We start from the raw sequence: 15,524 nt of genomic DNA, 5'->3' as shown, positions 1-15,524 counted from the left end.
ATAAATTTAAGCTTAAATTGTAGATTTATGTATCTTTTAACTCCATATAATTTACGATCTAAGCTTGGTTTGGTGCAACTATTGTAACATTAACGCTTTAAAACGCAGAATTTCATCACGAATCCGAGCTGCTTGCTCAAACTGTAACTCTTTCGATGCTTTTAACATTTCTTTTTCAAGTTTAGAAATATGTTTCGCCAGTAATTTTGGATTTGACAATAAGTGTTGCTCATCCGCACTCATGACACGTGCTTGATCGATGATTTTTTCATCAATTTGATCATCATCCAACACTTCACCTGTATCAATTTCTTTAATGGCTTGACGAACAGCACTTCGAGGAACAATACCATGCTCTTGATTAAACTGAATTTGTTTATTGCGACGACGTTCAGTTTCATCTATGGCTTTTTGCATCGAGTCAGTAATTCGATCCGCATATAAAATTGCTCTCCCTTTGACATTTCGTGCTGCACGACCAATGGTCTGAATAAGTGAGCGTTCTGAACGTAAAAAGCCCTCTTTGTCTGCATCCAAAATAGCCACCAAAGACACTTCTGGCATGTCTAAACCTTCACGTAACAGGTTAATTCCGACTAAAACATCATGTACGCCTGTACGCAACTCATGAATAATTTTCACTCGCTCAACAGTATCAATATCAGAATGTAAATAGGCAACTTTAATACCATATTCTTTTAAATATGAAGTTAAGTCTTCGGCCATGCGTTTAGTTAAAGTCGTCACCAATACCCTTTCATTCAATTCCTTACGAATATTAATTTCTGACAATACATCATCAACTTGGGTTAAAACTGGGCGGATTTCAATTTCAGGGTCAACCAAACCTGTTGGGCGCACCACTTGTTCTGCAACTTGTTCCGATTTTTCTAGCTCATATTTTGCAGGTGTTGCACTAACATAAATCGTAGTAGGTACGATTCTTTCCCATTCTTCAAATTTCATTGGACGATTATCCAATGCACTTGGCAAACGAAAACCATAATTAACTAAGTTTTCTTTACGAGAACGGTCACCTTTATACATTGCGCCAATTTGCGGCACAGTCACATGCGATTCATCAATAATTAACAAAGCATCATCAGGAATATAATCAAATAACGTCGGTGGCGCTTCGCCCGCAGGTCGCCCAGACAAATGGCGTGAATAGTTTTCAATACCGTTGGTATAACCCAACTGCTGCATCATTTCTAAATCATAACGAGTACGCTGCTCTATGCGCTGTGCTTCCAACAATTTGTCATGTTCTTTGAAAAAGACTAAACGCTCTGCCAGCTCTTCACGAATCGTACCAATCGCACGCTGTAAATTATCTTTAGGGGTTACATAGTGACTTTTAGGATAAATGGTCACACGTGGCACTTTGCGGATCATTTTCCCTGTTAAAGGATCAAACCAACGGATCGAATCTACTTCATCATCAAAGAGTTCAATGCGGATCGCATATTGATCTGATTCGGCAGGGAAAATATCCAAAATTTCGCCACGAATACGATATGTACCACGTAAAAATTCCAGTTCATTGCGAGTATATTGCATTTCTACCAAACGACGAATAATGTCATCACGGGCAACTCGATCACCTTGTACCACATGCAATAACATACTCATATATGCATTGGGATCACCCAGACCATAAATCGCAGAGACTGAAGCAACAATAATCGCATCACGACGTTCTAATAATGCACGTGTTGCCGAAAGTCGCATTTGGTCAATATGATCATTGATCGAAGAATCTTTTTCGATAAATGTATCTGAAGATGGCACATAGGCTTCAGGCTGATAATAATCATAATAACTGACGAAATATTCCACTGCATTGTTGGGAAAAAATGCTTTAAATTCGCCATAAAGCTGGGCAGCTAAAGTTTTATTATGTGCCATGATAATGGTCGGACGTTGTGTTTGCGCAATCACATTCGCCATAGTATAGGTTTTACCTGAACCTGTAACGCCTAACAAAAGTTGATCGTGATAGCCTTTATTGACCCCATTCACTAACTTTTCAATCGCTTGTGGTTGATCCCCCGCAGGTTGATAATGGGTGACCAGCTCAAAAGGTTGACCATCTTGCATATAAATACTTCGGCATTAAATATAAGAATATATTTATTATGGAGGCAAAGTCTGTTTATGCAATATGCTAGCTAGACTCTTTTGTCTAAAGATTTTATTTTTTAGGCTAAGCTCTTATACACCTTATATTTCACGCTTCATCGATCTGAGTCAGCAAATATTGCGCAGGTTCATACTTCAATTCGATCGCTTTCATGAGGTATGCTTTCGCAAGATCAATATTTTTGATTAGACCTTTTTCATTTAGAATCATATTCGCAAGTGAATACATTGCTTCAGCAATGTTTTGCTCAGCAGCTTGTTGATATAATTGAATGGCTTTCGCATAGTCTTTTACAACACCCAATCCATGTTCATATTTATCTGCTAAATTACATTGAGCCTGAGCATAATTTTGCGCAGCTGCTTTCTCATACCAATAAATCGCTTTCGTAAAATCCTGTTGCGATGCTTCTGAATAAAAATAACCTAATGAATATTGAGCAATTGCATAGCCACGCGTTGCACTCATTTCTAACAAATCAATATAGAATTTTTTTCCTTCAATATCTTGTGCCTCTGAATAAAACATTTCAGCTAAATAGCATGGTGCAATTAAATGTCCCTTATCAGTCGCATTTTCCCATAGCTGTTTCGCTTGAGTTAAATCCTGATCATGAATCAAGCCAATAAAATTCCATAAGCCCAATTGGTAACAAGCTTCTGCATCAAAATCTACACGAGATTTTAAGTAGTTTTCACATAGCTGTTTAAAATTCAATCCTGTTTCTAGATGCTCATGACTAATATAGTCAAAACGTTCATTTTTTTCAATAATCTGATTAAAATGAATTAAAATATTCTCATCATTTTCAATTCTCAATATCAACATATTTCGATCTGACTTTAAAGTACCAACTTCCAGCAACTGTTCAATGTTATTTGAAACAAGCGTTTCTCCTATTTCAAACTTATTTTTGAATTCAACAATTTGTGCAGGTATAGCATAAGGTCGTGAATGTGAATAAAAAATAATAACATCCCCAACAGCGCATAATTTTTCTGGACTATTTTGGTATTTGATTGGATACTGTATTGTCATTTTTAAGTTCTCAATTTATATCGCTTTATCTTAAATGAATATCTTGAATAATGTCCATAAATATGGATGCAATAATCCTGCACAATTTGACTTGACCATTGCCAAATTCAATTGCAACATGAAGCAAAGCCATATTATGGAATCGTAGCAAAATGACTTACCAATATCATGATGAAAGTATTGTTAAAAACTTACCAGAAGATACGGTTTTCGTTTTTGGGAGTAATATGGCAGGTACGCATCAAGGCGGTGCAGCAAAAATTGCGCTTTTGCACTTTGGCGCGATGAAAGGTGTTGGGCGTGGCTGGTCAGGTCAAAGTTTTGCGATTCCAACCATGAACGAGCATTTACAACAAATGCCGTTGTCACAGATCCAACATTATGTCGATGATTTTAAAATTTATACAAAAAACCATCCTAAAACTAAATACTTTGTCACTGCTGTTGGCTGTGGCGTTGCAGGCTATAAAGTTGAAGAAATTGCACCGATGTTTAAAGGTATTTCACATAATGTGATTTTCCCTGCTTCTTTCCGTCCTTTTGTCGAAAAAACCTTACCGAAACTTACACAGCATTTACTACAGTCTTTCATTCAAGAAGCGGTCATTTTTAGTGAAGATCTTTCTCAAAGCATACAAGCTTTGGATTTAAATGAAGCTGAAAAAAGTTTAGCGAAAATTGTAATTAATACGCCTATGTATCCAACCGACAGTAATGGGCGAGATCGTAGTTATGAAATAACTGATATTTTAAATACATTAAAAAATAAAGACGTATTACAGCTCGATATTCAAACTGATGCGACTAAAACTTTAGGCGGAGTGATTTTAGCGATCTTAGAGTTGTATACTATGAATGAGCATGATTTTATAGAAGCTTGGCAAGGACAAAGGGAAATTATGCCACCTAGGGCTGCCAATCGAGCAAAAAAATAGTTTCATTGAATGCGTTCTGATATGGATCATGCGCAACCACATAAACATAAAGGGATTTGCTGATGGGAGAGTTCGATTTATCTATTTTTAATTTGTCTCCTATGCCAATGTGGATTCAGGACTTTAGTGCGGTTAAAAAAATATTCCAACAATGGATAAATGAAGGTGTTCAAGATTTAGAACAGTATTTATTAGAAGATCCTGAGCGTTTGCAAGCTTGTTTGCTGGTCATAAAAACTATTCAGGTCAATCAAAGTACCCTTGATCTATATGAGGCTGCTGATTTAGAGGAAATATTAGCCAGTTTTTCACGTATGCATGCAGAAAAAATTAGCCTTGAAAAAGTACATTTTTTTATGGCTTTATGGAACAATGCTCCGCAATACATCTGCCCATCTATCAACTATACCTGTAAAGGTAAGCAGATTGATACTCAACTTAGAGCAAGCTTTATGCCGGGCTATGAGGACAGTTGGGAACGTTTACTGCTCACCACTGAAAATATTTCCGATTATCAAAATGCACGGCGTTTTGCAGAGTCTTTATTTATTCACTCACCGACTGCACTTTGGGTGAAAGATTATAGTGCGATTAAAATTTTATTTACTGAGTTACAAAATCAAGGTATTCAGGATTTAGCACTTTATCTGCAACAAAATCCAAGTTTTCTTTCACGTTGTTTTCAAAGCATTCGTTCTATTGATGTCAATCAAGCTTTATTAAATTTATTTAAAGCACGAGATAAACAAAATTTTTATCAGAATGTTACATCATTATTTAATGAAAATAATAACCAATATTTTAAAGATGAATTGTTATATTTATGGCAAGGGCATCAACATTTGGAAAGAGATTGTGAGTATATAACCTTAGATGCACATCCTCTGCATGTACGTGAACAACTGATGATCTTTCCCAATGCTCATCAAACATGGGATACTGTACAGATTGCTTATACGGATTTTACCGCACGTAAACAGTTTGAAAATTACTTAAAATATATCAGTCATCATGATGAATTAACCCAATTATTTAACCGTAATTTTTTTAATGCAGAAGTTAAAAGACTACAAAATGAAGCTGTTTTGCCAATATCTTGTATTTATTTGGATATTAATGGTCTAAAAAATATTAATGATATAAAAGGTCATCACTATGGTGATTTATTATTAAAACGTTTTGCCCATATTTTACGTAAAGCAACTGCCAATACTGCTTATTCTGTGTCCCGAATAGGTGGCGATGAGTTTGTAATTCTAATGCCGCACGCTACGGCAACCTTGGCATATCAATTATTAGAACAAATACAAAGTTATATTCACCAAGAAAATCAGAAGCCGAATCGGACTATCATCCAAGTTTCTGCTGGTGTAGGTTGTACCGATTCAGAACCTGATTTAGAGAATCTAATTCGTTTAACTGACTTAGAAATGTATGAACAAAAAAATCAGTATTATCAGAACTTTCATTCTTAAAATGAAAAACTAGGAATAGCTACTTATTTTATACTAAATAAATTAAGTGAATAATATCCTATAAAGATAATTTCTATAAAAATTAAATTATTCAATATAAATTATATATTATTAAAATATGTGAATTAAATTTCATTTTATCTATTAAAGTTCTTTGCTATCACATTATAATTAATGATATATTTCGCCTTATTATTCAATCTTAGCCACTAAATTATTAGGAATATATAATGGAGACTTTAGCATCATCAATTTTTGAGCTCTCTCCTATTCCAATGTGGTTAGAAGATTATAGTGATGTCAAAAAACAATTTGAACTTTGGAAAAGTCAGGGCATCACCGATTTAAAAAAATTTTTAGAAGAAGATTTAAATCGTGTCACAGAGTGTGCACATAAGATTAAGATTTTAAAAGTAAATCCTAAAACTTTAGAGATATTTGAAGCCCAAGATCAGACACATTTATGTGAAAATCTACATCTCATTTTTCAACAAGAAATGTTTCAATCACATATTTCTGAATTGGTTGCTTTATGGCAAGGTGAAACAGAATTTTCGAGTACAACCACCAACTATACCCTTTCAGGTAAAAAATTAGATATTAAACTGAGGGGAGTTGTATTACCTGAAGCACAACATGATTTATCTCAAGTATTATTAACCACTGAAGATATCAGTGATTATCAAAATGCGTGTCGTCTTGAAGAAAAAAATCGTCGTTTGGCAGAATCTCGTTTTATTTATTCTCCTACGTCATTATGGGTAGAAGATTTTAGTCGCGTAAAATTGCGCCTTGACCAATTACGTGCAATGGGCATTGAAGATTTTGTCACTTTTTTAGATGTACATGCAGATTTTATTCAACAATGCGTAGATGACATTATTTTACTTGATGTTAATCAAGCTACTTTAGATTTATTTAAAGCATCCAATAAAGAAACTTTATTTAAAAACTTACATAAAATTTTACCGAAAGAAATGCAACAAACATTTCGTGAACAATTAATTGATTTATGGAATGGAAATATTCACCATCAACGTGAAGCAATTAATTATGCGCTAGATGGTTCAGTTCGTCATGTGCTGCTTCAATTTACTGTTTTTCCAGGTTATGAACAGGATTGGGGGTTAGTTCAACTTGCGCTCACAGATATCACAGCCCGCAAAAAAGCAGAAAGTTATTTGGAGTATCTTGGTAAACATGATGTGCTGACCAAACTGACCAACCGCTCATTTTATACGGAAGAAATTAATCGTTTAGAACGTAGTTTAGTCCGTCCCACCTCTGCGATTTTTATTGATATGAATGGCTTAAAGTTTACCAATGATCAATTTGGACATGATGTTGGCGATGAACTACTGCGCCGTATTGGTAATATTTTAAATCGTGCGATTTCTAATACAACCTTTTCAGCATCTCGAATAGGTGGCGATGAGTTTGTGATTTTAATGACAGGTGCTGATGAGAAAGCGGTAGATAACTTAAAGTTAACGATTGAAGAGTTATTGAATATTGACAATCAGTACTATGCCTCACAACCGATTCATTTAGCTATAGGACAAGCAACTACCCAAGCCAATGAAAGTATTGAACAAATGTTAAAGCGAGCTGATCAAATGATGTATCAAAAAAAGCAAGATTTTTATGATCTATAGAATTTAAATACAGTCAACCTCTCATTAAAAATTGACAAGAAAAGTTTGTTAATTGTTTAAATTAAATATCTGTAAGCTTTTGCATATCTTCTTTTTAAATTATGCATCATCATGCTGTTTTTATAAAACATATTAAAATGCTCAAATATTTATCAAACAAACAAAACTTAAGATAAATACTGTATTTTTTCCTTGACCAAAGACCATTGCATCAATAAAATGCGTTCCAGATTCTCCAATAGCTCAGTCGGTAGAGCGACGGACTGTTAATCCGCAGGTCCCTGGTTCGAGCCCAGGTTGGAGAGCCAAATTCTAAAAACCCACTCTTGATGAGTGGGTTTTTTTCTTTTAAACACTTTTATTACTTCACATTAATCTTCAAAATCAGAAAATAGAGGTATTTCTATCACCTCTATTTGTCGATTTAATTTAAATTATCATTCTAAGAATTTAACCACAGCACCTTCCTTTACTTTTCGCCCTAAATCATTGGCATCCCAATTGGTTAAACGGATACAACCATGTGATGCAGTTTTAGAAATGAGTGAAGGATTAGGGGTTCCATGAATCCCAAAAGAAGGTTTACTCAAGGCAATCCACATATTTCCGACTGGACCATTTGGGCCTGGCGGTAAAGTTAAAGGTTTTTTATTACTACCTTGTACAAAGTTTTTAGGTGAATAACCATAATATGGATTTGCAGCGACTTTCACGACTTTATGTGTGCCTTTTGGTGAAGGCGTATTTGCTCCACCAATCGTTGCAGGAAAAGAACCCACCAACTGATTCAAATGGTTAAATAAATAAAGCTGACGAGCACCTTTATGCGCCACAATTAAAGTAATATCATCGGATAAATCATTGCGTACATTAGGCACAATAATGATTTGACCAACTTTATTAAAATTGGTTTTTGGGTTGATTTGTCGTAGAAATTCTTCATCTATATGAAATTTTTCACCTAACATCTCCGTAATTCGAGTGTAGTACAAACCTTTCATTTTTGCTTGTAAGGCATAGTTCCGAGGAATACTTTTTGCAAAAGGTCCTTTTAAATCTTGTGCAGTAATCGTGTATTCAGTAAAAGCAGCTTGTTTTTGTTGAGCAACTAAACTGTTCCAAGTTGCCTGATTTAAAACACCAGTGATCTCCAAACCATTCATTTGCTGATATGCAGAAATGGCTTTTAAAAAATTTTTTCCACTTTTTGCATCAATGGGTCCTGGAGAAGCATGTAAATTATTAAGCATTACTTGTGCTCGCGCATAAGCAGGATATTGTCCACGTGCTAATTGCGCTGACCAGACAGCATTATTCATTGCCTCTTTGCTCCAGCTCACTGGTGCTTTAGCTTGTGTGGTTTTTTTCTCATCACTGGCAGTTTTATTCACTGTCGCATAAGCGGATGGATTAAAAATAGTGAAGCATGTAAATAACATGATGAATGGCACAATTTTGCGCATTTTTAACTCTCTATTCATCTCATTCTAAATATTAAAAAATAAACTGTGAGCTCGCTACATATAGCGTATACAATTGATTTTTTAAAATACCCAATCAAGATCATATGCTTTATTAAAAAAGCAAATATAATTTAAATATTTATTTAATTTCAGCTTGTTAATTATACTAAAAATTAAATATAGTACAATATTCAGACAAACTGAATCCTCCTCTAAAATCGTGACAAATTTAACACTTTATTTAATAGAAAGTGAATCTATTATTTCTTTTTTTAGAAGATAATTAAAAATTCAAGCGATGTTTAATAAATATTTAAATTAAATGATTTAGAATCAAAATATATTTATTTCTCATGCGAAGTTTATGCACATGCTGATTTTATAAGCTTGCTATATCGCCATTTAAATTTATTTTAAGCGTTAAATTTTGATTAAAAAGTAGCATTTTAGCGAATAGAATAATTTTGCTGGCAGCTAAGTTTAAAATAGCGGTTACCATTTTAGTAGGAATAGATTATCATCTACTTTATTTTTCAGTAAGAATTGCCTTGAACACGATTACTCTGCTTCAGCCCGATGATTGGCACGCTCATCTTCGTGATGGACTTGCATTAAAACGAACTGTTCCTGATTTAGCTCAACAATTCGCTCGAGCGATTTGTATGCCGAATCTTGTTCCTCCTGTAAAAACAGTTGAGGAAGCATTGGCATATCGTGAACGTATCATGGCACATGTACCAGAAGGTGTATCTTTTGATCCTCGTATGGTGTTGTATTTTACTGATCACACTGAGCCAGCAGAAGTTAAAAAAATAAAAGATTCAGCCTACGTCAATGCGATTAAGTTGTATCCTGCGGGTGCAACTACGAACTCAGACAATGGTGTAAGTGACATCCGTAAAGTTTATGCAGTCATCGAGCAACTTGAAGAGCATCAAGTGCCGTTGTTATTGCATGGTGAAGTAACACACAATCATGTCGATATTTTTGATCGTGAAAAACGTTTCTTAGATGAAGTTTTAGCACCACTTTTAAGACAATTTCCAAAGTTAAAATTAGTTTTAGAACATATCACCACCAGTGAAGCTGCGCATTTTGTACTTGAACAAGATCGTAATGTCGCTGCAACTATTACGCCACAACATTTATTATTTAATCGTAATGATATGCTGGTTGGTGGTATTAAACCTCATTTTTATTGTTTACCGATTTTAAAGCGTCAAGTACATCAACAAACATTGTTAGAAGTTGCCACCAGTGGTAACCCTAAGTTTTTCTTAGGAACGGATAGTGCGCCTCACTCTAAAAATGCCAAAGAAAATGCATGTGGTTGTGCGGGTTGCTATAGTGCACCAACGGCGATTGAACTGTATGCGCAAGCATTTGACCAAATTGGTAAAATTGAGCGTTTAGAAGGTTTTGCAAGTCACTTTGGTGCTGACTTCTATGGTCTGCCACGTAATACTGAAACCATTACGCTGATTAAAGAAGAACAAGTAATTCCTGAAAGTTTTGACTACTTGGATGGCGAAAAAATTATTCCGTTGTATGCGGGTAAGACCATTCAATGGAGAAAAGTGTGACAACTGAAATACAGCCTACAATTGCTCAACGATTTCGTGGTTTTTTACCTGTAGTTGTTGATGTTGAAACTGCGGGCTTTAATGCGGATACAGATGCTTTACTTGAAATTGCCTGTATTCCAATTATTTATGATGCTGAAGGAAAATTTGTACCCGGTGATGCATATCATGCGCATATCAATCCATTTGAAGGTGCTAATTTAGATCGTCGCTCATTAGAGTTTATCGGTATTGACCCATCAAACCCTATGCGTATTGCGATGGCAGAAGATGAAAAGTCAGCATTAAAGCGTATTTTTAAAGCCGTAAATGAAGTTCGTCGTCAGCAACACTGTACGCATGCGGTTTTGGTTGGACATAATGCACATTTTGATTTAGGTTTTCTTAAAGCAGCTATTGCTCGTACTGGAACTAAAAATCAAAACCCATTTCATAGTTTTTCTGTATTTGATACGGTCACTTTGAGTGCGGTTATGTTTGGACAAACAGTATTAGCAAAGTCATGTATTCAAGCTGGTATTGAGTTTGATGGTAAAGAAGCTCACTCGGCTTTATACGATACGCAAAAGACAGCAGAACTGTTTTGCTATATTTTGAACAAACTCTCCCCTCATCTACTTGACACTTTGATGGCGGATCAATAAGATAGCGCCATCTTCTATACGACCCTATCGTCTAGAGGCCTAGGACATCGCCCTTTCACGGCGGTAACCGGGGTTCGAATCCCCGTAGGGTCGCCATATATATTCTATTATTATAAATTCAATTGTCCATTCTGATTTTTATATTCATTTTTACGATTTTATTCATTTATTTTAGCTTACATCATTCAATATATTCTTTCATCCAAGCCTTATTTCCTGAACTAAAAAGTCATTAACGTTTAATCATACAATTTAAATATGACAATTGTATTTAGTTTATCAATTCTTCTTTGAACTCTGCATCAATAACACCTACAATGTTGCGCTTCTTATTTAGCTGAATTAGTTTTATGCAGTCATCTCCTACTCAGCATGATGCCCAATCCCAAGGGAATTCTGCGCCATTAAAACGTGCAATGAGTACACGACATCTTGTGATGATTTCACTCGGTGGTGCAATTGGTACTGGCTTATTTTTAGGTTCAGGTGAAGTCATTTCACAAACTGGGCCGATTGGTGCCATTATTTCCTATATTTTAGGTGGTATTGTCGCCTATATGGTCATGCTGTGCTTGGGTGAGCTTGCGGTACATATGCCTGAATCTGGTTCTTTTGGAACCTATGCACACAAATATATTGGTCCAGCAACAGGTTATACCGTGACTTGGTTATATTGGCTGACATGGTCTGCAACGCTGGGAACAGAATTTACTGCCGCTGCATTGTTGATGCAAGAATGGTTTCCGCATATCTCGATGTGGTTATGGACGATTATTTTTGCCGCGGTGGTCTTTGGGCTCAATATGAGTTCTACACGCTGGTTTGCTGAGTCTGAGTTTTGGCTATCTTTGGTTAAAGTTGTCACTGTTGTTGCTTTTATTTTATTAGGTTTATTGGCGATTTTTGGCATCATCAATTATGAAGGTTATAGCACTGCGCCATTATTTAGTAATTTAACTGCAAATGGTTGGTTTCCTAATGGTTTAGTGCCGATTTTCACTACCATGTTGATTGTGAATTTTGCATTTTCTGGCACAGAATTAATCGGTGTTGCTGCAGGTGAAACCAAAGATCCTGCGAAGAATGTACCTAAAGCAATTAATACAGCGATTTGGCGTTTACTTATTTTCTTTGTAGGAACTATTATTGTCATAAGTGCGCTGTTACCGCATGAAATGGCAGGGTTAGATGCTGAAGGTGTAAGTAGTAGTCCTTTTGTGACGGTTTTTAATCATATCGGTATTCCTTATGCTGAAGATATTATTCGTTTTGTGATCATTACAGCATTATTATCTGCGGCAAATTCAGGCTTGTTCGCTGCCTCACGGATGATGTGGTCACTTTCCGCAAAAAAACAATTGCCGACTGTATTTTCCAAATTAAATAAACGTGGCATTCCGTATATTGCAGTGATGGTGACCATGCTAGGTGCATTGCCAGGGTTATTGTCAGAGCAATTTGCACCCGAAACTATTTTCAAGAATCTTTTAGGTGTGGCTGCTTTCACTATGGTTGTAGTGTGGATGAGTATTTGCTGGAGTCAGTTTAATTTCCGTAGAGAATGGTATAAGGCAGGGCATCGTAAAGAAGAACTTGCTTTTTCAGCACCCCTATTCCCTATTGTTCCTATACTTGGTTTTATTTTCTGTTTTATTACCTGTATCAGTATGGTTTTTGATCCTGATATGATTGTGGGTTTTGTTTGCTGTCTGATTTTTATTGCGTGTTGTTATGCAAGTTATGCTTATTTATATAAAGACAAATTACCATCATCAGATTAAGTTGAATTAAATAGCTAAATCATAGAGAGCAGATTTTCATCTGCTCTTTTTTATATTCGTTAAAAAATCATTAACACTGTTATAGCCAGCATATTTTCCCGATATAAATCGTTGAAGCGATGAAAAACATAAATGTTGATGTTTATTTTGGATTGATCGGCTTACAATAGCAGCGATTGAGAATACTTAAGCCAGTATTTAAAAGTTTCAAATTAACGTGCAGCTTTGACTGCACGTTTATGTTTTTTATTCTTCCTGAAGGAGTGATCAGGGTGCGTCAAGCAACTGTTTATATTGATAGCGAAGCGCTGCAATATAATTTAAACCGTGTCAAACAACTTGCCCCAACTGCTAAAATTGTCAGCATGGTAAAAGCCAATGCATATGGGCATGGCGTAAAAGACTGCTTAGCCGCCTTAAATGAAACCGATGCATTTGGTGTTGCCTGTCTGGAAGAAGCTTTAGAGATTCGTGAATTGGGTTTTCAACAACCCATTACATTGATTGAGGGCATTTTTAGTGCCGATGAAATGACCACAGTCATTGAAAATAACATCGAAGTAGTTGTACATCACCAACTTCAACTCGATTGGTTACGTGCACATCGTCAAGCATATATTGCGAAAAATTTAAAAGTTTGGGTAAAACTAAACAGTGGTATGAACCGTTTAGGTTTTAAAGTGCCTGAGATTATTGAAGTAATTCACGCACTAAAAGCAGAAGGTTTTACCTGTGTATTAGCCATGCACTTTGCCAACGCTGATGCAGAAAATCATCCTTTAAATGAACAACAAAAAAATCAATTTCTACAGGTAAAAGCAGCCTGTGCACCGATTATGGCGTCATGCTGTAACTCTGCTGCAATTTTTAAATGGCCAGAACTCAATTTTGACTTTGTGCGTCCGGGTATCATGCTCTATGGCGCTTCACCTTTTGCAGACAAATCTGTGAATGAGTTAGACATCAAACCTGTCATGACGTTTAGCGCAGAAATTATTGCTTTAAACCATATTGAACAAGGTGAATCGGTCGGTTATGGCTCAACCTTTGTAGCAGATACAGCAATGGATATTGCTATTGTGTCTATTGGTTATGGAGATGGTTATCCACGTGCATTTCCAAAACAAAACTATGTTGCGATCAATGGACAGCCAACTCGTGTGATTGGTCGAGTGGCGATGGATATGATTGCTATTGATGTCACAGGATTAGATGCAGCATTAGGCACAGAAGTTGAACTTTGGGGTAAAAACCGTTTGGTTGATGATGTTGCTGACGCCAATGGCACCATCGGCTATGAATTACTTTGTCGTATGAGCGCACGTCCAGTGCGAAAAAAATTATAATAATCTTGGGTACTTAAAAGCATCCAAGCCTAGACTTGGATGCTTATTGACACATCATTTAAACTTGATCTGCATTGAGCTCATATAATTTAACTAAAAAATTATCAATCTCTTCATCTTTTAATTCATAAGGCTGGAAACCATCTAAGCCAAGTGATTTAAAATAATCATGCACATCACCACTGCGATTTACATATTTCATTGCCCATTTTGAAAAATGAGCCGTCTGAATCGTTTTAGGTTGAAAGTTGCGCAACTCAGAATGACGCTTGTCGGTTTTTAACTTTTCATATAAAAGTCTTATAGCGTCTTCATCACCTTCTAAACATTGAAAAAAATATTTATCGGCGAAATAAAGCACACCCGTAATGTCATGTTGCACATTAAAATCTCTCGCCTCTCCTAAAATATCTCTTAAATCCATTAAAATGTCGTTTTCTGATGAAGCTGAGGTACTTACATAACATAATTGAAACATGATTTTCTGCTTATTGTGTTCAGCTCGTTATCTTGAGTGAATATTTTAAATTTAAACATTTAAGAAGTTAATCTCGTCCTAAAATCAAATTTTCTTTTAACTTAAATGCACTTTTGTTTATTTAATATATTTAAAAAATATTTAAATAAACCTTAAGACAATATTTAAATTTATAAATTTAAGCAATCTTTTATTTCAACTTTTATTTAAAAAAATCCTCATTGGGAATTGGAAGGTCTTGTAAGCCTTTTTTCAAAGTTTCTGACCATTGTTTGCTAATATCTTGAAAATACGGTTCTTCTTCGGTAATTCTTTTCCCTTTTGGAATAATAAAAGAGTCTTTTTGATAAATAAGAGTATCTAATGGCATTCCAACTGACACATTTGAACGTAAAGTCGAATCAAATGAAATTAGAGCACAACGCAAAGCTTCATCCAAAGGAATATCATAACTTAATGCACGATCTAAAATCGGCTTACCATATTTACTTTCTCCTATCTGAAAATAAGGCGTATCGCTGGTTGCACAAATAAAATTGCCTTGTGGGTAAATATTATAGAGTTGCATTTCTTCACCCAAAATTTGCCCACCGATTAATAATGAACAAAAATAATTACTTTGCTCATGGGTGTCATCCGTCACATCTGCAATAACTTTACGCAAAATTTGCCCAACCAAACTGGCAACTTCAAACATGGTATTGGCACTATATAAATTTGGCTCTTGATTGAGTGCCAAATGATTTCTTAAATGTCCAATCACAGCTTGAGTTGTGGCGAGATTGCCAGAGGTCTGAATACAAATCATTCGCTCACCTTCACGCCCAAAAGTGTAAAGTTTACGAAACACAGAAATATGATCTACCCCAGCGTTAGTCCGTGTATCACTGATAAAGACCAAGCCATCTTTTAAACGAAGTGCGCAACAATAGGTCATAGATCTTCCTTATTTTTCTAGCAGATGAGCATCTATTGAACTCAAT

12 protein-coding genes and 2 tRNA genes are annotated in these 15,524 nt (G+C 35.5%); 9 read left to right on the top strand and 5 right to left on the bottom strand.

Annotated features, from left to right (window positions below; genetic code table 11):
* Positions 1-78 precede the first annotated feature (78 nt).
* Positions 79-2,100, bottom strand: a complete 2,022-nt coding sequence (gene uvrB, locus HUS24_RS01630) for an excinuclease ABC subunit UvrB (protein ID WP_173910319.1) — start codon at positions 2,098-2,100, stop codon at positions 79-81.
* Positions 2,101-2,230: 130 nt separating this feature from the next.
* Entirely contained in the window at positions 2,231-3,181 is a 951-nt protein-coding gene (locus tag HUS24_RS01625; protein ID WP_173910318.1) for a tetratricopeptide repeat protein, read from the bottom strand.
* Between the two features lie 152 nt (positions 3,182-3,333).
* Between HUS24_RS01625 and HUS24_RS01620 the strand changes: the two genes are divergently transcribed.
* The 4 genes from HUS24_RS01620 (at position 3,334) to HUS24_RS01605 (ending at position 7,554) form a co-directional block, all read left to right on the top strand.
* Positions 3,334-4,116 carry a hypothetical protein gene (locus tag HUS24_RS01620; protein WP_173910317.1) on the top strand — a complete coding sequence of 261 codons (783 nt, stop codon included), beginning with the start codon at positions 3,334-3,336 and terminating at the stop codon, positions 4,114-4,116.
* 62 nt (positions 4,117-4,178) lie between these two features.
* On the top strand, positions 4,179-5,591 hold the full coding sequence (locus HUS24_RS01615) for a GGDEF domain-containing protein (RefSeq protein WP_173910316.1): 1,413 nt from the start codon (positions 4,179-4,181) through the stop codon (positions 5,589-5,591).
* A 230-nt stretch (positions 5,592-5,821) separates the two neighbouring features.
* Positions 5,822-7,246, top strand: coding sequence for a sensor domain-containing diguanylate cyclase (locus tag HUS24_RS01610; RefSeq protein WP_173910315.1), 1,425 nt, complete (start codon positions 5,822-5,824; stop codon positions 7,244-7,246).
* Between the two features lie 232 nt (positions 7,247-7,478).
* A tRNA-Asn gene (locus HUS24_RS01605) sits at positions 7,479-7,554 on the top strand.
* Positions 7,555-7,683: 129 nt separating this feature from the next.
* Here HUS24_RS01605 and HUS24_RS01600 read toward each other — a convergent pair.
* Positions 7,684-8,709 (bottom strand): L,D-transpeptidase, encoded by a 1,026-nt coding sequence (locus HUS24_RS01600; protein WP_173910314.1) that lies wholly within the window; start codon positions 8,707-8,709, stop codon positions 7,684-7,686.
* Between the two features lie 548 nt (positions 8,710-9,257).
* Between HUS24_RS01600 and pyrC the strand changes: the two genes are divergently transcribed.
* The 5 genes from pyrC (at position 9,258) to alr (ending at position 14,063) form a co-directional block, all read left to right on the top strand.
* Complete coding sequence (gene pyrC, locus HUS24_RS01595) at positions 9,258-10,292, top strand: dihydroorotase (protein WP_173910313.1); 1,035 nt, start codon at positions 9,258-9,260, stop codon at positions 10,290-10,292.
* Positions 10,277-10,936, top strand: coding sequence for a ribonuclease T (gene rnt, locus HUS24_RS01590; protein ID WP_173910312.1), 660 nt, complete (start codon positions 10,277-10,279; stop codon positions 10,934-10,936). Before pyrC ends, rnt begins: the two co-directional genes overlap by 16 nt.
* A gap of 20 nt (positions 10,937-10,956) precedes the next feature.
* Positions 10,957-11,032: transfer RNA gene (locus HUS24_RS01585), tRNA-Glu, on the top strand.
* Positions 11,033-11,286: 254 nt separating this feature from the next.
* Positions 11,287-12,717, top strand: a complete 1,431-nt coding sequence (locus HUS24_RS01580) for an amino acid permease (RefSeq protein WP_173910311.1) — start codon at positions 11,287-11,289, stop codon at positions 12,715-12,717.
* Between the two features lie 272 nt (positions 12,718-12,989).
* The gene (gene alr / locus HUS24_RS01575; protein ID WP_173910310.1) at positions 12,990-14,063 is read left to right on the top strand and encodes an alanine racemase; all 1,074 of its coding nucleotides are present in this window, start codon (positions 12,990-12,992) and stop codon (positions 14,061-14,063) included.
* A gap of 58 nt (positions 14,064-14,121) precedes the next feature.
* Here the strand turns inward: alr and HUS24_RS01570 are convergent, their stop codons facing one another.
* Complete coding sequence (locus HUS24_RS01570) at positions 14,122-14,541, bottom strand: BLUF domain-containing protein (protein ID WP_254433787.1); 420 nt, start codon at positions 14,539-14,541, stop codon at positions 14,122-14,124.
* Between the two features lie 202 nt (positions 14,542-14,743).
* Positions 14,744-15,478: a proteasome-type protease gene (locus tag HUS24_RS01565; RefSeq protein ID WP_173910309.1), complete on the bottom strand. Its 735-nt coding sequence runs from the start codon at positions 15,476-15,478 to the stop codon at positions 14,744-14,746.
* Positions 15,479-15,524 lie beyond the last annotated feature (46 nt).

It is taken from the genome of Acinetobacter sp. Marseille-Q1618 (assembly GCF_902809855.1).
Classification (GTDB): domain Bacteria; phylum Pseudomonadota; class Gammaproteobacteria; order Pseudomonadales; family Moraxellaceae; genus Acinetobacter.
This window is presented reverse-complemented; position numbering and strand designations above follow the sequence as displayed.